Below are 20,826 nucleotides of genomic sequence, written 5' to 3'. Positions count from 1 at the left end.
GGTGCCCCGGTGCGCCGGGAAGGGGCCGACGGCGCACCGCGGGGAGGTGTGCGGCTGCCCGCTCGGGCACGCGCGGTGCCCTCAGTTAGGTACCGAAGGACGTTTCCTCTCCTTCTGCTGGTCCCGGAGGGTGAATTCCGGATCCTGTGTCCAGTACCCCGAGGAGAGCCAAAGCATGTCGTCGTACCTGTCGCCGGGCGTCTACGTCGAGGAGGTGGCCGGCGGCTCGCGCCCGATCGAGGGGGTGGGCACCTCCGTCGCCGCCTTCGTCGGACTCGCGCCGAGCGGACCACTGAACCAGCCGACCCTGGTCACCAACTGGACCCAGTACGTCGCGGAGTTCGGTGAGTTCACCGACGGGTACTACCTCGCGCACTCGGTCTACGGATTCTTCAACAACGGTGGCTCCGCCGCCTACATCGTGCGCGTCGGTGGCGCCCCGGGCGGCGACAACGGCCAGGCGCCCGCCGCGGTCGAGCAGGGCGCTGCCCCGGCGGCGCTGCCGTCCGGCGAGCCGCAGCAGCTCGGCACGTTCAAGGTCATGGCCCTTGCGCCCGGCAGCGGCGACGGCCTCTCCGTCGAGGTCACGGACGCCGAGGGCGAGGGGCCGGCCGAACGCTTCCGGCTGGTCGTCAAGGACGGTGGCAAGGCCGCCGAGACCTTCGACGTCACCGCCAAGAAGGGCGGCCGCAACTACGTCGTCACGCAGGTCAAGGACCGTTCCAAGCTGATCTCCGTGCAGGAGGCGGCGCCCGCCGCACAGCTGGCCCGGCCCGAGAACCAGACCGTGGCCCTGCCTTCGCCGGCCCCCGCGCCCGCCGCCGCTCCGGCGCCCGCCGCCGCGACCACCGGCCACCCCGGCCCCGCCCAGTACCTCGGCGACTCCGCCGACCGCACCGGCTTCGGTGGCCTGGAAGCGGTCGACGAGATCTCGATGGTGGCCGTGCCCGACCTGATGGCCGCCTACCAGCGCGGCGCGATCGACCTGGAGGCCGTCAAGGCCGTCCAGCTCGGCCTGATCGCGCACTGCGAGCTGATGGGCGACCGCGTCGCCGTCATCGACCCGCCCCCCGGCCTGAACGCCCGCGGCATCCGCGTCTGGCGCCAGGAGACCGCCGGCTACGACTCCAAGTACGCGGCGCTCTACTACCCCTGGATCAAGGTCTTCGACCCCGCCACCGGCGAGTCGAAGGTCGTCCCGCCGAGCGGTCACATCTCCGGCATCTGGGCGCGCAACGACTCCGAGCGCGGCGTGCACAAGGCGCCCGCCAACGAGATCGTCCGCGGCGCCGTGGACCTGGAGATGCAGATCACCCGCGGTGAGCAGGACCTACTCAACCCGATCGGCGTCAACTGCATCCGTGCCTTCCCCGGCCGCGGCATCCGCGTCTGGGGTGCCCGCACCCTCGCCTCGGACCCGGCCTGGCGCTACCTGAACATCCGCCGGTACTTCAACTACCTGGAGGAGTCGATCCTGATCGGCACCCAGTGGGTGGTGTTCGAGCCGAACGACCAGCAGCTGTGGGCGCGGATCCGGCGCAACGTCTCCGCCTTCCTCGTCACCGAGTGGCGCGAGGGCGCCCTCTTCGGCTCCCGGCCGGAGGAGGCCTTCTACGTCAAGTGTGACGCCGAGACCAACCCGCAGGAGTCGGTCGACCTCGGCCGGGTCATCTGCGAGATCGGCATCGCGCCCGTCAAGCCGGCGGAATTCGTGATCTTCCGCCTGGCCCAGTTCTCCAGCGGCAGCGGCGAACTGGAGGAGTAGCGGCGAGGGTGGCCCACCGGCCGCCCTCCCCTCCCTCGCCTTCCTCTCCCGTCGGTCAGTAATCAGCAAAGGACACCCGACAGTTCATGAGTCTCCAGCCAGGTGACGCGCTCACTTCACACAATTTCGGCCTGCAGATCGACGGTGTGATGGTCGAGTACCTCCAGGAGGTCAACGGCCTCACCATCGAGCAGGACGTCATCGAGTACCAGCAGGTCTCCGCGCAGGGCAAGCCCGTCACGAAGAAGCTGCCCGGCGTGAAGAAGGCCGGCACCTGCACGGTCGTACGCGGTATGACCCAGTCGGCGGCGTTCAACCAGTGGATCACCGAGTCGGTGGCGGGCGTCATGGCCACGGCCCGTAAGAACGCCACCATCATGGTGATGGACTACCAGAACAACCCGGTCAAGCGTTACAACATGCGCAACGCCTGGTGCAGCAAGGTCGACACCAGCACCGTGAAGGCCGGTGAGGCATCGGCCCTCACCGAGACCGTGACCATCACGTTCGAAGAACTGGTCATCGAGTAATGCGCCGTACCGCTCCCAGGACGCCGGCCTCGCCGGCACCGGCGGCTTCCGGCGCCGAAACCGCGCCGGAAGCCGGGGCGGAGACCGGGGCCGCGGCCGCCGCCCCCGCGGCCCCGGCCGCCGCTCCGGCGGCGGCGCCGCAGCCCACCCTGAGCACCGAGTTCGCCTTCGAGCTGCCGCGCGGCTACGTCGACGAGTCGGGGACCGTGCACCGGCACGGGGTGATGCGCCTGGCCACCGCCAAGGACGAACTCGTACCGCTGCGGGACCTGCGGGTGCAGGAGAACCCCGCGTACCTCTCGGTGGTGCTGCTCGGCCGGGTCATCACCCGGCTGGGGACGCTGCCGCTGGTGCACGACGGGGTGGTGGAGAACATGTTCGCCTCGGACCTCGCCTTCCTCCAGGACTTCTACCGGCAGATCAACGCCGAGGGCCACACGCGGGCCGGGGTGTCGTGCCCGCACTGCGAGCAGCCGTTCGAGGTCGAACTCGGCGGGAGCCGCCTGGGGGAATCGTGACGTACGCGACCGACCGCATGCATGAGGAGATCGCGTACGTCGCGTACCACTTCCACTGGAGTCTGGCGGAGATCCTGGACCTCGAACACCGGGACCGCCGCCGTTACGTGGAGCAGATCGCCACGCTGGTGACGCGCGCGGAGGCAGAGCGCTGATGGGAATGCTCGACCGGTTCCGGCGGGGCCGGGAGAACGCCGGCGCCACCACGGGTGACGTGCCGGACGGGGGAGCGGCGACGGCCGGCCGGGCGCCGGCCGCCGCCGAGGAGGTACGTACCGGCCCGGCCGTTGCCGACGACCGGGCCGCCGGCCCGGCTGCCGCAGGCGGGGCCGGTGGGCCGACGGGTCCCGTCGGCCTGCCGCCGATCCAGCGTGCGCTGGGGAGCGCGGGCGGGCACACGGTGTCTGCGCCGGACTTCGCCGGGTCGCTGGCGTCCTGGCAGAACCCCGCCTTCATGGGCACGCTTTCGCACGCCGTCATGGACAGCGCGCCGACCGGCCTGGTCCAGGGTGCCCTGACGCCTGCCGTGACGCCTGTCCCGGGCCTCGGCAACCCGGCCCTGTCCTTCCCGGTCGCACACCCCGTGCCGGAGGAGACGGGCCCGGCCCCGCAGGGTGCCCCCAGGGGCTTCGCCCTGCCGTCTTCCGGGACGTCCGAGGGGTCTCGGACGTCCCGGAAGACGACGAACTCTTCGACTCCTTCGACCTCTTCGCCCCCTTCGACCCCTTCGGCGTCTCGGCCCCGGCCGGCCGACGCCGCGCCGGTGGTCCAGCGGGCCAGGGGGCCGCGGGTGGCACCGGTCGCACCGCCGACGCCGGGGCGCGTACCGGCCCCCGGCACGCCGTCGTTGACCAGGGCGTCGACGCCCGGCCCGGTGCAGCGACGCGTGCTGCCGTCCGCGGCGCCGAGCCGTACCGAGCCGAGCCGTACGGTCCAGGCGCCCGAGGCTCAGACGCCTACCGCTCCGTCGGAGCCCGCGCCCGTCGCGGAGCCTGTGCCTGCCGCGGAGCCTGTGCCTGCCGCGGAGCCTGCGCCGGGGGCTGCGGGAAGTGGGCCGGCGCCGGCCGCGACATCGGCTCCCGCTACGGGCGGTGCCCGGCGCGCGTCGGCCCCGGGGCCCGAAGCGCAACGGTCGTCGGTGCCGGACAGCGGTCCGGCGCTGCCGCCGGTGGCATCGTCGAGCCGCCCGGCGGCGCAGACGCCAGGCCGTCCGGCAACTCAGCCGTCGGACGGCCCGGTGGCGAAGTCGTCGGACCGGCCGGTGGCGAAGTCGTCGGAGAGTCCGGCGGTGCAGCCATCGCCGCGCCCGGCCGTGCAGCGGGCCGTACCGGACAGCGGGGCGGCCTCTCGGCCGACGCCCGCCGCTGGTACGCGGCCTGCGGCGACTCCGGGTTCCGGCCCGGCGCGGCCGTCGGCCGCGGAGACCGGACCTGCGCAGCGGCCGACGCCCGCGAGTGGCACGGCCCGACGGTCGGCGCCCCTGGGCGAACCGGTCCGCCGGTCGGCGCCCGAGGACACCCCGGCACGCCCCTCGACGCCGGTGACGCAGCCGACGCAGGCGCGTTCCGCGCAGCCGTCCGCGAGGGACAACGCAACGAACAACGCAACGAATAAGGCGACGAACACCGCAACGAACACCGCGGCGGCCAACGCGACGAACACGGCCGCGGTGCAGCGGTCGTCGACAGCGCCTGAGAGCGGGGCCGCGAAGGGGGCACAACGCGCTGCTTCGGCGAGCGCACCGGAGCCGGCCGACGCACCCGTACAGCGAGACGTGCAGGCTCCGTCGACGCCCCGGACCCGGACCCCGTCGGCCCCGCCGGCTCCTCCGACCGCGGCGGCCCGGCCGACCCGTGGCGTCGGGCTGGGCAGTCCGGTGCAGCGGGCGCGGAACGAGGCTCCGGCAGCCGGCGCCTCCGGTGGCACGCCGATCGCACCGATCGCACCGATCGCGGCAGCGCGTCCTGCCGCGGCCTCCTCGGACGTACCCGTACGCCGCCCCGGGCTCGGTGCCCCGGTGAGCGAGACGACCCCGGCGCCGAAGCCGCTCGCCGGGCCGACAGCCGGTCGCCCGGCAGCGGACGCCGGTCCCGTTCCGGTCGTGCAGCGGGCGGCCGTACCGGCTGCCGCGCCCGCGACGGAGCGTACGCAGCAGGCGCAGGCGCAGGCGCAGGCGGAGCCGGGACCGGACGCTCCCGTGGAGCGTCCCGTTCAGCGGCGGCAGGCCGACGCACCGCTCCTCGGTGTTTCGGCGGCGAAGCCGCTGGCCGCTTCCCGGCCGGTGCTTGCTTCCGGCCCGTCGGCCGCACCGGCTGCTCCGGCGTCGCCGGCCGTGCCGGGCGCACCCGTCGCCCCCGTAGCGCTGCGCCGCCTGCCCGAAGGGGGTACGGCAGCGGACCGCGGGAGCGAGCCGAGGAAGACCGTACGGGCAGTGGGCGGCCGGCCCGCGGCAGGTGGCACCGGGGCACCGGTCCAGCGTGCAGCCCAGGGCCCTGCGCCCCAGAGCCCCACGGCCCAGGGCCCCGCGGCAGCCCCCGCTTCCCAGCGGCCCCCGGTCCAGCGCTTGACGACGCGTCAGCCGTCGGCCGCGGTCGGCCCGGCCGCCTCGCCGAGCGCGGCCCCGGCGCACCCCGCCTCTCCGGCATCCCCCGGTCCGGCGGGGCAGCCGGGCGTCCCGTCCGCGCAGGCGTCCCACGCGCCTGCGGCACCGCAGGGGGCGGGCAGGGCAGTCCCGCTGGCCCGGCCGGCGCCGACGCTGCCCATGCAGCGCCCGGTGCAGCGGGCCACCGCGACACCTCCGGTGGCCACACCGCCCGTGGCACCAATGACGGCCCGTCCCACGACCGGACCGGCAGCAGCACCACTGGCAACGGTCCCACTGGTACCGGCATCACCCGCGATGCCATTGCAGGCAGCAGCACCGCAGGCAGCAGCGCCGCAGGGAGCAGCACCGCAGGCAGTGGCGCGGCCGGGCGCGACACCGCCGGCCGCGACGCCGGCCGGTGCACCCGGGGCCCCCGCCGTGCCTCCCGTCGCGCCCCCCGCCGTACTCCCGGTACAGAAAGCGTCAGTGAGCACCCCGACTCCGGCCCCGGCCCCGGCCTCGACCCCGCCCGTGGCCCCCGCGCCCGTGGCGGCACCGTCCCGGCAGGCGGCGAAGTCCTCGCCGACGCCCACGGCGGCCCCCGCGTCCGCGGCACCGTCCGCATCCACGGCCACGTCCGCGCCCTCGTCCTCGTCCGCATCCGCGTCCGGCTCCACCGCCGTGCAGCGGGCCGGGAAGGGTGCGCGGCAGTCGCGGAGCACGTCGCGGCCGGTGGGTGGCGGGGCGTCGCACCGCGCGGTCAACTCCTCGCGGCAGAGCGGTGGCGCGGGGACGCCGGACACCGGTGGCTTCGACGCACGGAAGCTGACGGACGGGCAGGTCGATGAGCTGACGCACCGTCTCATCGGGCCGCTGACCCGGCTCCTCCGTACCGAGCTGCGGCTCGACCGCGAGCGGATCGGGAGGCTGCGCGATCCCCGTCGTTGACCGGGTTTTCCCCGCCCGCCGCCGCCCCGACAGCCACCGACCAGCAGAACCCATGAGCCGCACCAGGAAGGCCCAGCTCGATGCCGCAGGACCAGGACCCCGGTTCCACGATCTTCTTCAACCTGACCATCGACGGTGAGAGCCTGGGCGACTTCAACGGCTGCGAGGGCCTGTCCTCGGAGGTGGAGATCGAGCAGCGGCAGGAGGGCGGCAACAACGGCTTCGTCTGGCAGCTGCCCTCCCGTGTGAGCTTCTCGCACATCACGCTGACCCGGCCGCTCACCCCGGACACCGCGAAGGTGGCCGCCTGGGTCTCCTCCGTCACCAGCGGCGTGGTGCGGCCGACCGCGCAGATCGCCGCGTTGCGTGCGGACGGCTCGGTCGTCGCCCGCTGGGGACTCCTGGACGTACTGCCGGTCAGCTGGCGCGGGCCGTCCCTGGACCCGGCCAGTCCGGCCGTGGCGACCGAGACGCTGGAGATCGCGCACCACGGCTTCACGGATGCGGGGGCGGCGTAGATGGCGGGCAGGGGAAAGGGCGGCGCGGGCAAGAGCCTGGTACGGGCGACGCTCGCCATCCATCAGCCGCCGCTCGGCTACAGCACCAAGCCGGGCGGTCTGATCAGCACGTTCCACTTCGACTTCAACCCGGCGCAGCTCGCGCTGAGCCGGCGTGCCGAGTGGAAGACCACGCCGACCGCCGCCGTGCGGGACGGCGCGCTCCCGGAGTTCATGGGGGCCGCGCCGCGCGAGATGACGGTCGAGGTGTTCCTGGACAAGTCCGGTGAGCCGGACAGCAACGAGGTCCGCAAGAACGTCGAGGCGCTGTTCTCGTGCTGTGAGGTGACCTCGGCGAGCATCGCGGCGAAGCAGCCGTCGACGCCGTGGGTGGTGTTCGAGTGGGGGTCGTTCTCGACGGCCCGGTTCACCGCGTACGTCAGTGCCGTGGAGGCGCAGTACACCCTGTTCGGCACCACCGGCGTGCCGATCCGCGCCACCTGCCAGGTGCAGCTGCACGAGATCCCGAGCCAGACCGCGGGCCAGAACCCCACCTCCGGCGCGCTCACCGCGCGCCGCGTGCACCGCGTGGTGGCCGGCGACTCGCTGCAGTTCCTCGCCTTCCGCGAGTACGGCGACGCCACCGCCTGGCGCACCATCGCCGAGGCCAACAACATCGACAATCCCGCACAGCTGCGGCCGGGGACCGAACTGATGCTTCCCGCCGCTGAAGAGGTCGGCTCCTGATGACCCAGATCGGTTACTCCAACGTCTTCCACGTCAAGGTCGGTGGCGCGCCGCTGAAGCCGCAGCACGCCCGGCTCCTCGTCGGGGGCTGGGTCGACTTCGGGGCCGGGGTGCCCGGTGCCTTCGAGCTCACCTTCCGGGACCCGAAGCGGAAGCTGCTCGGCGAGGCGGGCATCAAGATCGGGGCCAAGGCCGAGCTGGCGCCGGTGGCCGACGGCCAGGGCGCGCAGTCCGTGCTGCTCACCGGCGAGGTGACGGGGCTGGAGACGGACTACGACGGCACCGGCACCTTCACCGTCGTACGGGGTTACGACCTGGGCCACCGGATGCTGCGGCAGCGCCGGGTGATGGGTTACCGGTCCATGACCGCGTCCGACATCGTCCGCAAGCTGGCAGGCCAGGACCGGGTGCCGGTCGGCCGGATCGACGGCACCACCGCCAAGTACGAGTTCCTCACCCAGGCCAACGTCACCGACTGGGACTTCGCGTGCCGGCTGGCCGATGAGAGCGAGCGGGTGCTGTCGCTGAGCTCCAAGGGCAAGCTGCAGTTCGTCAAGGCCGATCCGGCGTCCGGCGCGCCCCCGGTGAGCACGCCGAGCGAGAAGAGCCCGTTCGTCCTGGAGGCGGGCGTGGACATCCTGCGCTGCCGGGCCGCGGTGACCTCCGCCGACCAGGTGAGCCGGGTGGAGGCGCGGGGCTGGGACGTGACGACCAAGCGGGACCTGGTCGGCCGGGCGCCTGCCAGCACCACTCCCGGCGTGTCGATCGGGACCACCCCGGGCCAGGCGTCCTCGGCGTTCGGCGCCGCCACCCTGGTGGAGACCGACACCCCGCTCGACACCCAGGCCCAGGTCCGGTACGCGGCGCAGGCCGTGGCCGACGACGTGACCGGGGCCTTCGCCGAGCTGGAGGTGACGGTGCGCGGCAACCCGAAGCTGCGGCCCGGCGTGCCCGTCGCGCTCGCCGACGTGGGGGAGCCCTTCGAGGGCAAGTACACGGTGACCGCTGCCCGCCACTCCTTCGGGGACGGCCGGCACTACGAGACCGTGCTGACCGTCAGCGGCCGTCAGTGGCGGTCCCTGTACGGCCTGGCCTCGGGCGGTACGAGCATGCAGCCGAAGCTGCCGAGCGTCGCCAACGCGCTGGTCACCGACATCAAGGACCCGCTGAAGCAGGGGCGGGTCAAGCTGCAGTTCCCCTGGCTGGACGACAAGTACACCAGCGACTGGACGCGGACCGTGCAGTTCGGCGGCACCAAGGGCGGCGGGGTGATCGGCCCGGACGTCGGTGACGAGGTGCTGGTCGCGTTCGACCGGGGAGCCCTGGACCATCCGTACGTCATCGGCGGGCTCTACAACGGCAAGGACAAGCCGGACCCCGTCGACGTACCGCTGTACGACTCGACGCGCGGCACCGTCAGCCGGCGCACGCTGGCCGACCGCAGCGGCAACCGCGTGGACCTGCTCGACCAGCGCACCGGCGGCAAGCGCGGCGTGCGGCTGAGCACCGGGGACAACAAGCTGACGGTCAACCTGGACCGTACGGGCACCGAGATCGCCATCGACAGCTCCGGCAGCGTCACCATCAAGGGCAGCCGGTCGGTGTCGGTGGAGGCGGGCACGGACCTGGACCTGAGCGCGCGCCGCAATCTGACCATCAAGAGCGGCGGCATGCTCAACATCCAGGGCCGGGGGCTGGTCAACGTCAAGTCCCTCGCCGGAGCGGTCAACGTGGACGCGATGGGCGCGCTGAGCCTCAAGGCGCTGGGCGCCGCGACGGTCAGCGCCGGCGGCACCATCCAGGTCAACTCCGTCGCCAACGTCGGCATCCGCGCCGCCACGCTCATGCTCCAGGGCGTCGTGCTGGTCAACAACAAGCCGTACCCGATCCCGTGACGGCCGAGCGCATCACCGGGAAGGTCATGGAACAGAGAAGGCAGGTGGCCCACTGATGTCCGGACAGTTCGTAGGTTCCGGCTGGTCGTTCCCCCTGCGCATCAGCCCCACGGGCGGCATCGCCCTGGTCAGCGGGGAGCGCGAGGTGGAGGAGGCCATGCGGCTCGTACTGGCCACCGCGCCGGGGGAGCGCCCGATGCGCCCCGAATTCGGCTGCGCCATCCACGACATGGTCTTCGCGCCGGTCAACGAGGCGACCGCCGGCCGCATCCAGCACGAGGTGTACGCCAGCCTCGACCGCTGGGAGCCGCGCATCGAGGTGGACGACGTCACCGTGACGGCCGGCGACGACCAGGGGGTGCTCTTCATCGACGTGCGCTACTCGATCCGCGGCACCAACAACCCGCGCAGCCTGGTCTTCCCGTTCTACGTCATCCCCTCGCACGACGAGCCGGCCGCTTCCGGCTCCACCGACCCGGCCGGCGCGACCGGTATCTCCCTCCGCAAGTCCGACGAGCACATTGGAAGCGACCGCTGATGGCCCTGCCCTCCCCGAACCTCGACGACCGGCGCTTCCAGCAGTTCGTCGACGACGCCAAGCGCTACATCCAGCAGCGCGCCCCGGAGTGGACCGACCACAACGTCTCCGACCCCGGAGTGACGCTCGTGGAGACGGTCGCGCACATGGCCGACCAGATCGTCTACCGGCTCAACCGGGTGCCCGAGAAGAACCATCTGGCCTTCCTGGACCTGCTCGGCATCACACTGTTCCCGCCCGCCGCGGCACGGGCGGACGTGACGTTCTGGCTCTCCGCGCCCCAGGAGCAGCCCGTACGGCTCGCCCTCGGGACCGAGGTCGCCACCGCGCGCACCGAGAGCGAGGAGGCGTCCGTCTTCGCCACCGAGCGTGAACTGGTCATCGTGCCGAGCGAGTTGTCGCACCTCGTGGTCCACCCGCAGGACGGTGAGGTCACCGAGCGGACCACCGACCTCGTCGAGGGCAAGGACGTCAACTGCTTCGCCGAGGCCCCGCGCCCCGGCGACCGGATGCTGTTCGGGCTGAGCGCCGCCGTACCGCACTGCGCCGTCGTGCTGACCCTGGAGAGCCGCGTCGACGGTGTCGGTGTGGACCCCCGGCAGCCCCCGCTGGTCTGGGAGGCGTGGACCGCGGACGGCTGGGCGCCGTGCGAGGTCGAGCGGGACACCACCGGTGGTCTGAACCGGCCCGGTGAAGTGGTCCTGCACGTACCCGGCGGGCACGTGCTGTCCCGCGCCGGCCGACGGGAGGCCGGCTGGCTGCGCTGCCGCGTCACCGACCCCGTCGCGGGCCAGCCCTTCTACACCGTCTCGCCCACCGTCCGCGTGGCCGAGGCGTTCACCATCGGCGGCACCACGCCCGCCGTGCACGCCGACACCGTCCGCGACGAACTCCTCGGCGAGGCCGCCGGGCTGCCCGCCCAGCGGATGCGGCTCGCCCACGCGCCCGTCGTCGGTGATGTGCCGCCGCTGCACCTCCAGGTCGCCGAGCGCGACGGCTGGACCGACTGGGAGGTCGTCGGCCACTTCGCCGCCTCCGGCCCCGAGGACCGGCACGTCACCCTCGACGCCGCCACCGGCGAGATCGCCTTCGGCCCCGCCGTACGCGAGCCGGACGGCACGCTGCGTCAGTACGGCGCCGTACCGCCCAAGGGCGCCGTCGTCCGCGCCCGCCAGTACCGCACCGGCGGCGGCAAGTCGGGCAACGTCGCCCGCGGCGCCATCCAGGTGCTGCGCGACTCCGTCCCGTACGTCGCCGAGGTCACCAACCGCGAGGCCGCGAGCGGCGGCGTGGACGGCGAGACCGTGGAGGAGGCGAAGGTCCGCGCGCCCATCGCGCTGAGCGCCCAGGACCGGGCCGTCACCTTGCGGGACTACGAGGAGCTCGCCCGCCGCGCGGCCCCCGAGACCGCCCGCATCACCTGCCTGGCCGCCGAACCGGACGAGCACGGTGCGCACGCCGTACGCGTCCTGGTCATCCCGCAGGCGGTGCCGGACCCGGGCGGCCGGCTCCGCTTCGAGCAGCTCGTCCCCAACGACGCGCTGCTCGGCCGGATCACCCGCTACCTCGACGACCGGCGGCTGATCGGCACCCGGCTGGCCGTGGGCCCGCCCTACTACCAGGGCGTCACCGTCGTCGCGACGCTGCACGCCTTCCGCGGCACCGACACCGACCGGGTCCGCCGCGACGCCCACGACGCGCTCTACCGCCACCTGGACCCGCTGACCGGCGGCGCGCACGGCACCGGCTGGCCCTTCGGGCGGCCGGTGCAGGCCGGCGAGGTCTTCGCGGTCCTCCAGCGGGTGCCCGGCGTGGAACTCGTCGACCAGGTGCTGCTGCACCCCGCCGACCCGCTGACCGGCAAGCGCGGCGACCCCACCGACCGGATCGCCCTGGAGCCCTCCGCGCTGGTCTTCTCCTTCGACCACCGCGTCCGGGTGATCGGGGACGCCTCATGAGGGGCTCGGTCGACGGGCTCGACTCGTCCGTCCCGCTGAGCGACATGCTGCCCGCCGTCTTCGCCGAGGACGACCTGGCGCAGCGCTTCGTCGCCGGCCTCGACGAGGTACTCGCGCCCATCCACAACGTCCTGGACTGCCTGGACTCCTACTTCACCCCCTCGCTCGCGCCGGTCGACTTCACCCGCTGGCTCGGCGAGTGGGTCGGTGCCGCGCCCGACGGCGGACCGGACCTGCCCGAGGACCCGGCGCAGCTGCGCGCCGCGGTCGCCGCCGCCGTACGCCTGCACCGCATCCGCGGCACCCGGCGCGGTCTGGAGGAGGCCGTCCGGCTCACGTTCGGCGTCGCACCGGAGATCGCCGAGAGCGGTGGCGCCACCTGGGACGCCCGGCCCCTCGGCCCGTTCCCCGGCGGACGCCGCCCGAGCCTGCACGTGAAACTCCGGCTCCCCAACCCGGGGCCCCACGACGAACACCGGCTGGAGCGGCTCGTCGCCGCTGCCCGCCCCGCTCACATGCCCTACACGGTCCAGGTGACCGAAGCCGAAAGGACGACCGACAGGTGACCGACCACAACTCCGCCTCCGCCTCCTCCGCCCCCGGCGGTCCGGCGGACTGCCCCGAGTGCGGCACCCGTACGGCACCGGGCCAGTCGTTCTGCGACGGCTGCGGCACGGTACTGGGCTGGAAGCCGCCGAAGCTGGACGAGGGCCGCCCGGGCGCTCCGGGCGCGCCCGCCGGCAGCGGCAGCCCCGCCGCCCCGGCCCCCGCCGCCCCATCTCCCGACGCCGTCGGGCCCGAGGAGACGACGCTCCGTCAGGATGCCGTCGGCGGAGCGGACACCGCCGCGCCCCAGGGCACCGCCGACCCCCGGAGCGCCGCCGCGGCACCGTACGCCGCCGCGTCCCCGGAGCCCCCGCAGCCGCACACCCCCGCCACGCCCGAAGGCCCCGCGGCGGCTGCCAACCCGTCCCCCGCTGCTGCCGCCCCCGCCGACCGCGCGCAGCAGCCCCCGCACGACCAGGCGGCCGCCGACGAGCGGGCCAGGGCGCTGCTCATCCCGGTGGCCGACCCCGAGGAGCGGGTGGCGGCGGCGCCGGTCGCGGCGCCGGTACTGCCCGGCCGCCCCGAAGCGGCCCGCCCGGTCGCGCAGGGGCCCGCCATGGAACCCGGTGAGGACGGCGGCCCGCCCTGCCCGTGGTGCTCCACCGGCAACCGCCCCGACCGCCACTTCTGCCGGCGCTGCGCCATGTCGCTCGCCGCGCGCCCGGACGCACCGGTCCGGCTCCCGTGGTGGCGCCGGCTGCTGGACCGCCGCAACCGGCCGGCGCCGTGGGCCGGTTCCCGCCCGCGCCTCCGCCGGGACCTGGGCCGCATATTCAGCTGGACGTTCCGCCTGCTCGTGGTCGGCCTCGTGGTCTTCGCCCTCTTCAACATCGGCACCGTGGTGGACGCCGTGCGCGATCACTTCGCCAAGCGGGCGCAGGTCTCCCCGGAGGACTGGGCGGCGTCCCGGTCCTTCCCCGATCACGGCCCGAGCCTGGTCGGCGACAAGTTCAACAACACCTGGTGGGGGCCGGGCGTCTCGCAGTCGGGCGAGGGGGAGTGGGTCGAGGCACGGTTCCACGACCCGGTCCGGCTGCTCGACCTGATGATCACTCCCGGCATCTCGAACCGCCCCGCCGACCTCACCAAGGCGGCCCTGCCGCACCGCATCGACGCCCTCGTGACCACGGCGGAGGGGAAGCACTTCACCCGGACCGTCAACCTCGACCAGGCCAGCGGTGCCCAGCGCGTCCCCTTCCGGGTCGGCGAGATCAGCTCCGTACGGTTCACCGTGCGGTCCGCCTACGGAACCGGATCCAAGAAGCAGGTCTCGTTCGCCGAGATCGAGTTCTTCGGGCGCTCCCAGTCGTCGACCTCGTGAGGTACGGCGACTGACAGAGAGGCAGCTCTCCCCGGCCGGGCGGTGCGCCCGGCCGGGGAGGCGTGGACCGCGGGAGCCTCACCCCGCGTGCCGGTCGCCGTTCTCCCCGGCGTCGTCGTCGGCCAGTGCGTCCCGCAGCGCGGTGCGGCGCCTTATGCCGAGTTTGCGATAGGTGCTCGTCAGGTGCGTTTCGACGGTGCGGCGGGCGAGGTGCAGCAGGCCGGCGATCTCGTCGTTCGTACGGCCGTCGGCGGCGAGTGCGGCGATACGGCGCTCGCTGTCGGTGAGGGCACCCGCGCCGGTGCGCCGGGCGGGCCCGCGCCGGGCGCCGCTGTCGCGCAGCGCCCGCTCGGCCCGGGCGAGGAGCGGCGCCGCGCCCATGTGGTCGGCGGTGGCCGCGGCCTCCCGCAGCAGGGGGCGGGCCCGGCGCGGATGTCCGGCGGCGGCGAGCTGACGGCCGTGTGTGATCAGCGCCGGAACCAGTTCGAGGTGCAGGCCCTGGGCCGCCCCGGCGTCCGCCGCACCGCTTTCGGCGTCCGGCTCCGGCGTCGGAGCGCCGTCCCGCAGTACGGTGACGGCCCGTTCGGTGAGTTCCAGGCCGTGCCGTCCGCCCGTGGCGGCGCCCAGGACACGCAGCGCCCGGCCCACCACGCGGGGGGTGTCCCAGACGGCCGCCAGCCGGTACTCCTCCTCGGCGAGCGGCAGCGCCGCCTGCGGCCGGCCGAGCGCCAGGTGGCACTCGGCGGCGGCCGAACGCCAGGGGGAGACGGCCGGGCTGAGGATGTCCCGGGCCGACTGCCGCCGGCCGCAGTCGAGGAAGTCGTCCAGGGCACCCACCTGGTCCCCTTCCGCGGCGCGTAGCACGCCACGCGCGTAGAGGAAGCGATTGAGCTGCCAGCCGTCGGTCGATTCATCGACATGTACATCCGCCGCGATCCGCCGGGCGTCCGCCAGCCGCCCGGACCGGACCAGCGAGATGACCGAGTGCGCCCGGATGTTGGTGGGCACCGCGCGGCCCGGGGCCACCTCCGACGGCCGCACTTCGGGGTAGTCCTCCGCCGTGAATTCGCCGCGCGCCGCCTCGGTGTCCGCACGGGTGTTGACGAGGGCGTGGTGGGCCGGATGCAGGGGCGAGAGTCGCTGGGTCAGTCCGTCCTGCACGTAGCGGTCGGCGTCCTCCAGCGCGTCCGCCCACTGGGCGACGGTGGAGGCCGCGCTCATGCGGTACGGCAGCAGCAGATGGTCCTCGGGCGCCGCGACGAACTGCCGAATCTGCCGCATCGCGTCCTCGGCCGACAGCATGCCCGCGGCGGCCTCGTACCGCACCAGCAGGGTGTGCACGGCCGGACTGAGCGCGGTGGGCCGCCGCTTCGCGGTCTCCCGCAGCCGCTGGTGCACCTCGCGCCGGATGTCCCGGTCGTGGTCGGAGAGCAGCGCGGCCGCCGTCTGCACCGTACGGGCCAGCACCGGATCGTCCTGGTCGTCGATGCCCCGCAGGACATCGAAGGCGGCCCGCGCCTCGCCCCGGTGGATGAGCGCGGTGCCCAGCGTGAGCGCCGTCAGCACCCTTTCCCTGGGCGCCTGCTGAAGACGGAGCGCCTCGGTCAGCCGGGGCACCCCCGCCGACCGTACGGTGGAGAACTCCAGCGCGCCGAGACGCGTGAGTACTTCGGCGCGGCGCTCGCGCGACATCGGGGTGTCCAGCGCGCCCCGCAGATACGCGGCGGCGTCGGCGTTCCGGCCGGCGCGCGCGGCCTCCGTCGCCGCGTCCAGCAGCATGTCGGTGACCCAGCCGACGCCTTCCGGGTGCGCCCGCAGCAGGTGCCAGGCCACCGCCTCGGCGCGGTCGCCCCGGCGGTACCGGTACGCGGCGGCCCGCCGGTGCACGTCGAGCCGGTCCTCCTCCGGCCAGCCGTCCAGCACGGCGCCGCGCAGCAGGGGGTGGGCGAAGAGCGGGCCGCCGTGCCCGGGGTCGCGGCGCAGCAGGCCCAGCCGGGTCATCGCGGTGAGCCAGCCCGCGACCCGGGCCGCGCCCGCTCCGCTCACCTCGGCCAGCAGCCCGTCGGTGACCTGGGCGTTGCCGCCGCCGGTCTCCTCCAGTTCGGCCAGGGCACGGGCCACGGCGGCGGTCTCGGGCCCGGCGCTGTCCAGCCACCACAGCACGGCGGCCGCGTAGGCCCCCGGGTAGAGGTCGGCACAGCTGCCGGGCAGCGCCACCCCGTCCCGGCCGCCGTCGGGCACCACCGCGCGCAGATCGTCCAGCAAAGCCCGCAGCAGCAACGGGAGGCCGGCCCCCGCACGGACGCAACCGTCCACCCAGGCGTCCGCCGCGTCCGCGCCGAAGGCCGCGCGCACCAGTTCCGCCGAGGCCTTCGGGGACAGCGGGGCAGGCGCGTGCGCCCGCAGCTGCGAGGGCGACAGGGCATGCGCCAGACCGTGACGGGGCGGCGCGATGTCGTACTGGACACGCTCGCTCGCCACCAGCAGCACGGGCAGCCCGTCGAGCCGCCGGGCGGCCTCGGACAGCCAGCGCCGTGAAGCGGAGTCGGCCAAGTGCACGTTGTCCACGGTCAGCAGCAGCGGCGAGGCGGACGCGTACGAGCGCAGCAGCCGCCACAGCCGGGCGGGCAGCCCGTCGTGGCGCGACGGCCGCTGCGCGTCCTCGTCCAGCCCCGCGCACGGCGGCGGCTCCAGCAGATGCAGTACGGGCCCGAACGCGGTGTCGGCGTTCTCGGCGGAACAATCGGTCCGCAGGACCCGCATCCCGTGGTCCTCTCCGTGCCGGGCCGCGGCGTCCAGAAGGGCACTGCGGCCGGCCCCTGTGGGCCCCCGGAACAGCAGCAGCCGCCCCGTACCGGCGCGGGCGCGGGCGGCTTCGGCGGACAGCAGGCCGAGCGCGGTCTCGCGTTCGATGAGCGTGGTCACCGGCACCGACCGCCGCTGATCTCGTGGTTTGTCTCGTGGTCGGCCACGATTGCGGCTCTCGTGGTGCCGGCCGCAGGCTTGATCGCGTGCGTGCCGCTCACGCAACGGGGCCTGTCCGAAAGGGCACCCGGCCGTCGGGCGCACGGACACAGAGAAGCTCGTACCCACTGCAGCGTACGTACCGCAGGGCAAGTATGTAAGGGAATGTCTGTGCACGTTCGGACCAGGGTCCCGGTCGTCGTCCACGCGTCGGATCCGCTCTCCCACGCGGGGGCCGTCAGCCAGCTGCGCGCGCAGCCGGAGGTCGAACTCGTCGACGACACGACGACACCCCTTCCGGAAGGCTCGGTAGCGGTACTGCTCACCGAGAAACTGGACGAAACAGCACTGGCGCGGCTGCGCAGGCTCGTACGGACAGACGGTTCCCGGGCCGTTTTGGTTACCGAACTGATCAGGGAAGCCGAGTTGCTGCAGGTGATTGAATGCGGCGTCGGCACCATCGTCTGGCGGCGCGAGGCCACCGGGAACCGGCTCCTGAAGGCGATCCTCGCCGCGGCCCGCGGTGACGGTGATCTGCCGTCCGACCTGCTGGGACGTCTGATAAGCCAGATAGGCAGCATGCAGCGGAACGCGGCCGGGCCGGCCGACTTTCCCGCTTCCGGCCTCACCGCACGCGAGGTCGACGTGCTCCGCCTGGTCGCCGAGGGCCTGGGCACCGGTGAGATCGCTGGCAAGCTCTCGTACTCCGAACGCACCGTCAAAAACGTGATGCACGGCCTGACGACCCGGTTGCACCTTCGCAATCGGGCTCATGCCGTGGCGTTTGCTCTCCGTGAAGGCTACATCTGACGGATCGGGCGTCCGTCAAGGGCCCCCGGGGCATCGTTGGGTGCCCCGTGCGCGGCCCCGGAACGGCTGCCGGTACCGGCCCCGCGCGGTGACGATGGGGTGAGCACAAGACACGCGGCAAGTGAAGGGCACGACCGTGATCCACGAGGTGGACGAGGTACTCAAGGGGCTGCTGACCGGCGGTGCGCTGGCAGGCTCCGGCGTCGAGATCGCCTTCGACGCCCCCACCCGGGAATGGGCGGCCCGGCGCAACGGCCCGGTGATCGACGCCTACCTCTACGACATCCGCGAGGACGTCCAGCGGCGCCAGCGCGGCACCGTCCCGGTCCGTGACGACCAGGGAGCGGTGCGGTCCCGGCGGCAGCCGCCGCGCTGGTTCCGGCTCGCCTACCTCGTCACCGCCTGGACCAAGCGCCCGCAGGACGAGCACCGCCTGCTCTCCGCGGTGCTCGCCACCCTGATGCCGCACGAGACCCTGTCCCCGGACCGGCTGACCGGCCCGCTCGCGGAACTCGGCCTGACCGTTCCGCTGACCGTCGGCACCCCGCAGAGCGATGCCCGCTCCATGTCCGACGTGTGGACCGCGCTCGGCGGCGAGCTGAAGCCGTCGCTGGACGTCGTCATGACCGTGCCGTTCCCCGCGTACCCGGAGTACGACGCGGGACCGCCGGTCACCGAAGGCGCGGCGGTGCGCGTCCGCAACATCGACGGCTCGCTCGACGACAACGCCGAACGCCGGCACCGGCCCGGCCACCTGGCCGCCGGAGGGGCCGCACAGTGAGCACGCCCGCACCCTCGCCCGACACCTCGTCCGCCGACGCCCGCTGCGCCGATCCGCTGCTCGCCCGCCTCGCCCTGCTGCGCGAGCGCGTGGCCCTGCTGGTCGACCGGCGCCGCGCCACCGACCCGACCGCCGACGACCCGCTGCGCGGGCTCTACCTCTCCGAGGACGCGGTGCTCCACCTGCTGCGCAACGGGGAGGGCCCGGCGGCGGACGAGGCCGCCGAGCGGGACGCGCCCGCCCCGGCGGACGCACCGGAATCGCCGGCTGCCGCGGCGGACGACCGGCTGCACCTGCTCGCCGGCCGTCTGGGCCTGACCGAGCTGGACACCCGCATCCTGCTCGTCGCGCTCGCCCCCGACCTCGACCGTGGCTTCGAGCCGCTCTACGGCTACCTCAACGACGATGTGAGCCGCCGCCGGGCGACCACGGGGCTGGCGCTGGACCTGTGCGGGGTGCCCCCGCACGCCGCGGCGGCGCGCGCCCGGCTCCACCCCACCGCGCCACTACGAGCGCTGGGCCTGCTCACCGTCGAGGAGCCGGAGCGCCCCTTCCTCAGCCGTGGCCTGCGCGTCCCCGACCGGGTCCTGGCCCACCTCCTGGGCGACGACACACCGGACGCGGAATTGGCCGGCAGCGTCCGGCCGCCGGCTGCCGCGCCCGACCCCGGCCCGCTCGCCCGCGCGCTGGCCGAGCGGCTGGCGCGCGGACCGCTCACCGTCTACCTGCGCGAGCACCGCGCCGGCGACGGTCCGGCCTGCGCCACCGCCGCACTGCACACCGCCGGGCTCGGCGCCCTCCACGTCACACCGGAGGACGAGACGCCGTACGCGGAACTGCTGCGGGAGGCACGGCTGACCGGCCGCGCGATCGTCGTGCCCGCCCTGCCCGAGCAGCCGCGTACCCTGCTGCGCGCGCTCGCGGCGGACGACGTCACCGTGCTCCTGGCCGACACCCGTCCGTACGACCCCCGGTGGTCCGACGACGGCCGCGACCCGCTCGTCCTGGACGTGCCCCGGCAGCGCGCGGGCGACGTGGCGGCCTGGACCGCGGCCCTCGAAGCCGCCGGTGGGGCCCCGGCCCCCACCGGGGAGGCCGAAAACCCCACCGCGGAAACGGAGTTCGACCTCGCGCCGGTCGTTGCCGCCTACCGTCTAGGGGAGGCAGGTGTGCGCCGGGCCGCCCGGGCCGCGGTGGCGCTGGCGGAGTTCGACGGCACCCCGCTGACCGCCGCGCACCTGCGGCTCGCGGCGCGCCGGCAGTCCGCCTCCGGGCTGGAGCGGCACGCCCGCCGTATCAGCCCCGAGGTCGGCTGGGACGACCTGGTGCTGCCGGGCACCCAGTTGACCGCACTGCGCGAGCTGACCCGCAGGGCCCGCCACCGCGACCGGGTCCTCGGCGACTGGCGGCTGAACGCCGGCGGCGGGCGCGGGCGCGGCGTACTGGGGCTGTTCGCGGGCGACTCCGGTACCGGCAAGACGCTCTCCGCCGAGGTGGTCGCCGCCGACCTGGGGCTGGACCTCTACGTCGTCCAGCTCTCCTCCGTCGTCGACAAGTACGTGGGGGAGACCGAGAAGAACCTGGAACGGATCTTCGCCGAGGCCGACCGCACCGACGCCGTGCTGCTCTTCGACGAGGCCGACGCCGTGTTCGGCAAGCGGTCGGAGGTCAAGGAGGCCGGCGACCGGTACGCCAACATGGAGAGCGCCTACCTCCTCCAGCGGCTGGAGTCCTTCGACGGCATCGCGCTGCTCACCACCAACCTGCGCGCCAACATCGACGAGGCGTTCACCCGCCGGCTGGACCTGATCGTCGACTTCCCGTTCCCCGCCCCCGACCAGCGCCTCGCCCTGTGGCGGCACAGCCTCGCGCACGTCCCCTGCGCCGAGGACATCGACCCGGGGCCGTGCGCCCGGGAGTTCGAGCTGGCCGGCGGTGCCATCCGCAGTGCTGTGGTCACCGCGGCGTACGCGGCTGCCGAACGGGGCGACTCGGTGCGCAACGCCGACCTGCTGGACGGTGCGCGCCGCGAGTACCGCAAGGCGGGCCGGCTGGTGCTCGACGACGCCGACTGGTGACGGCGGTACGGACGTCATCAAGCCGTTCCCGTACGGCTGTTGGCGTGGGCGCGCGGTGTGCCGAAGAGGTGTGGTTTGTGCCAGTACGAGGCTGGGGCGCTGGTCACGCCGTGTTTCCCGAATAAATAGTTGCATTCCGGAGCAATCGGTACAAAGGGCTGGCCGATCATTTCCGGACCGCATGGGTGCGGTGCCTTCTTGTGGGCGGCGAGTGTCCACCGTGACGATCGCCCCGTCCCGGTCCGCGCCGCATCGGAGGCCGGGACTTCGCACGGGGCGACCCCCC

The 20,826-nt window shown here is 74.1% G+C and carries 18 protein-coding genes; 15 read left to right on the top strand and 3 right to left on the bottom strand.

From position 1 onward, the window contains the following. Positions 1 to 175 precede the first annotated feature (175 nt). The 4 genes from ACIGQF_RS09450 (at position 176) to ACIGQF_RS09435 (ending at position 2,968) form a co-directional block, all read left to right on the top strand. Positions 176 to 1,765, top strand: coding sequence for a phage tail sheath family protein (locus ACIGQF_RS09450; RefSeq protein ID WP_399707472.1), 1,590 nt, complete (start codon positions 176 to 178; stop codon positions 1,763 to 1,765). Between the two features lie 86 nt (positions 1,766 to 1,851). Continuing rightward, complete coding sequence (locus tag ACIGQF_RS09445) at positions 1,852 to 2,295, top strand: phage tail protein (protein WP_361561802.1); 444 nt, start codon at positions 1,852 to 1,854, stop codon at positions 2,293 to 2,295. Further along, positions 2,295 to 2,813: a hypothetical protein gene (locus ACIGQF_RS09440; RefSeq protein WP_361561803.1), complete on the top strand. Its 519-nt coding sequence runs from the start codon at positions 2,295 to 2,297 to the stop codon at positions 2,811 to 2,813. The genes ACIGQF_RS09445 and ACIGQF_RS09440 overlap by 1 nt, the downstream gene beginning before the upstream one ends. Continuing rightward, on the top strand, positions 2,810 to 2,968 hold the full coding sequence (locus ACIGQF_RS09435; protein WP_361561804.1) for a DUF6760 family protein: 159 nt from the start codon (positions 2,810 to 2,812) through the stop codon (positions 2,966 to 2,968). Before ACIGQF_RS09440 ends, ACIGQF_RS09435 begins: the two co-directional genes overlap by 4 nt. A 1,063-nt stretch (positions 2,969 to 4,031) precedes the next feature. Here ACIGQF_RS09435 and ACIGQF_RS09430 read toward each other — a convergent pair. Together ACIGQF_RS09430 and ACIGQF_RS09425 are read right to left on the bottom strand one after the other, a co-directional pair. Beyond that, positions 4,032 to 4,415 (bottom strand): hypothetical protein, encoded by a 384-nt coding sequence (locus tag ACIGQF_RS09430; RefSeq protein ID WP_399707469.1) that lies wholly within the window; start codon positions 4,413 to 4,415, stop codon positions 4,032 to 4,034. A 972-nt stretch (positions 4,416 to 5,387) separates the two neighbouring features. Further along, positions 5,388 to 5,621 (bottom strand): hypothetical protein, encoded by a 234-nt coding sequence (locus tag ACIGQF_RS09425; protein WP_399707467.1) that lies wholly within the window; start codon positions 5,619 to 5,621, stop codon positions 5,388 to 5,390. A gap of 262 nt (positions 5,622 to 5,883) precedes the next feature. On the opposite strand from ACIGQF_RS09425, the gene ACIGQF_RS09420 reads away from it, so the two are divergent. The 8 genes from ACIGQF_RS09420 to ACIGQF_RS09385 all read left to right on the top strand — a co-directional run bounded on the left by ACIGQF_RS09420 (position 5,884) and on the right by ACIGQF_RS09385 (position 13,907). Continuing rightward, positions 5,884 to 6,345, top strand: coding sequence for an extensin (locus ACIGQF_RS09420; protein ID WP_399707465.1), 462 nt, complete (start codon positions 5,884 to 5,886; stop codon positions 6,343 to 6,345). Between the two features lie 80 nt (positions 6,346 to 6,425). Then, positions 6,426 to 6,863, top strand: a complete 438-nt coding sequence (locus ACIGQF_RS09415) for a phage tail protein (RefSeq protein WP_030613525.1) — start codon at positions 6,426 to 6,428, stop codon at positions 6,861 to 6,863. After that, the gene (locus ACIGQF_RS09410) at positions 6,864 to 7,589 is read left to right on the top strand and encodes a LysM peptidoglycan-binding domain-containing protein (protein WP_399707462.1); all 726 of its coding nucleotides are present in this window, start codon (positions 6,864 to 6,866) and stop codon (positions 7,587 to 7,589) included. Then, positions 7,589 to 9,484 (top strand): VgrG-related protein, encoded by a 1,896-nt coding sequence (locus ACIGQF_RS09405; RefSeq protein ID WP_399707460.1) that lies wholly within the window; start codon positions 7,589 to 7,591, stop codon positions 9,482 to 9,484. Before ACIGQF_RS09410 ends, ACIGQF_RS09405 begins: the two co-directional genes overlap by 1 nt. A 55-nt stretch (positions 9,485 to 9,539) precedes the next feature. Beyond that, a complete protein-coding gene (locus ACIGQF_RS09400) occupies positions 9,540 to 10,022 on the top strand; it encodes a GPW/gp25 family protein (protein WP_399707458.1) in 483 nt (160 codons plus the stop codon). Next, a complete protein-coding gene (locus ACIGQF_RS09395) occupies positions 10,022 to 11,980 on the top strand; it encodes a putative baseplate assembly protein (protein WP_361561810.1) in 1,959 nt (652 codons plus the stop codon). Before ACIGQF_RS09400 ends, ACIGQF_RS09395 begins: the two co-directional genes overlap by 1 nt. Next, complete coding sequence (locus tag ACIGQF_RS09390; RefSeq protein ID WP_399707456.1) at positions 11,977 to 12,546, top strand: phage tail protein; 570 nt, start codon at positions 11,977 to 11,979, stop codon at positions 12,544 to 12,546. The genes ACIGQF_RS09395 and ACIGQF_RS09390 overlap by 4 nt, the downstream gene beginning before the upstream one ends. Then, positions 12,543 to 13,907, top strand: a complete 1,365-nt coding sequence (locus tag ACIGQF_RS09385; RefSeq protein WP_399707454.1) for an NADase-type glycan-binding domain-containing protein — start codon at positions 12,543 to 12,545, stop codon at positions 13,905 to 13,907. The genes ACIGQF_RS09390 and ACIGQF_RS09385 overlap by 4 nt, the downstream gene beginning before the upstream one ends. Before the next feature lie 78 nt (positions 13,908 to 13,985). Here ACIGQF_RS09385 and ACIGQF_RS09380 read toward each other — a convergent pair whose 3' ends face one another. Further along, positions 13,986 to 16,832, bottom strand: a complete 2,847-nt coding sequence (locus ACIGQF_RS09380; protein ID WP_399707452.1) for an AAA family ATPase — start codon at positions 16,830 to 16,832, stop codon at positions 13,986 to 13,988. Positions 16,833 to 17,036: 204 nt separating this feature from the next. Here ACIGQF_RS09380 and ACIGQF_RS09375 point away from each other — a divergent pair, with 204 nt between their 5' ends. The 3 genes from ACIGQF_RS09375 (at position 17,037) to ACIGQF_RS09365 (ending at position 20,540) form a co-directional block, all read left to right on the top strand. Further along, complete coding sequence (locus ACIGQF_RS09375) at positions 17,037 to 17,681, top strand: response regulator transcription factor (protein ID WP_361561814.1); 645 nt, start codon at positions 17,037 to 17,039, stop codon at positions 17,679 to 17,681. 136 nt (positions 17,682 to 17,817) lie between these two features. After that, positions 17,818 to 18,462: a DUF4255 domain-containing protein gene (locus tag ACIGQF_RS09370; RefSeq protein ID WP_399707645.1), complete on the top strand. Its 645-nt coding sequence runs from the start codon at positions 17,818 to 17,820 to the stop codon at positions 18,460 to 18,462. Continuing rightward, positions 18,459 to 20,540 carry an ATP-binding protein gene (locus ACIGQF_RS09365; protein ID WP_399707449.1) on the top strand — a complete coding sequence of 694 codons (2,082 nt, stop codon included), beginning with the start codon at positions 18,459 to 18,461 and terminating at the stop codon, positions 20,538 to 20,540. Before ACIGQF_RS09370 ends, ACIGQF_RS09365 begins: the two co-directional genes overlap by 4 nt. Positions 20,541 to 20,826: the final 286 nt, after the last annotated feature.

The organism is Streptomyces sp. NPDC053560 (assembly GCF_044544605.1).
Taxonomy (GTDB): Bacteria; Actinomycetota; Actinomycetes; order Streptomycetales; family Streptomycetaceae; genus Streptomyces.
Note: the sequence above shows the minus strand (reverse complement) of the source record. Positions and strands in the feature narration are given on the sequence as shown.

Coding starts and splice junctions, on each gene's coding strand:
- ACIGQF_RS09450 (WP_399707472.1), top strand. CDS start 176: ATGTCGTCGTACCTGTCGCCGGGCGTCTACGTCGAGGAGGTGGCCGGC.
- ACIGQF_RS09445 (WP_361561802.1), top strand. CDS start 1,852: ATGAGTCTCCAGCCAGGTGACGCGCTCACTTCACACAATTTCGGCCTG.
- ACIGQF_RS09440 (WP_361561803.1), top strand. CDS start 2,295: ATGCGCCGTACCGCTCCCAGGACGCCGGCCTCGCCGGCACCGGCGGCT.
- ACIGQF_RS09415 (WP_030613525.1), top strand. CDS start 6,426: ATGCCGCAGGACCAGGACCCCGGTTCCACGATCTTCTTCAACCTGACC.
- ACIGQF_RS09410 (WP_399707462.1), top strand. CDS start 6,864: ATGGCGGGCAGGGGAAAGGGCGGCGCGGGCAAGAGCCTGGTACGGGCG.
- ACIGQF_RS09405 (WP_399707460.1), top strand. CDS start 7,589: ATGACCCAGATCGGTTACTCCAACGTCTTCCACGTCAAGGTCGGTGGC.
- ACIGQF_RS09400 (WP_399707458.1), top strand. CDS start 9,540: ATGTCCGGACAGTTCGTAGGTTCCGGCTGGTCGTTCCCCCTGCGCATC.
- ACIGQF_RS09395 (WP_361561810.1), top strand. CDS start 10,022: ATGGCCCTGCCCTCCCCGAACCTCGACGACCGGCGCTTCCAGCAGTTC.
- ACIGQF_RS09390 (WP_399707456.1), top strand. CDS start 11,977: ATGAGGGGCTCGGTCGACGGGCTCGACTCGTCCGTCCCGCTGAGCGAC.
- ACIGQF_RS09375 (WP_361561814.1), top strand. CDS start 17,037: ATGTCTGTGCACGTTCGGACCAGGGTCCCGGTCGTCGTCCACGCGTCG.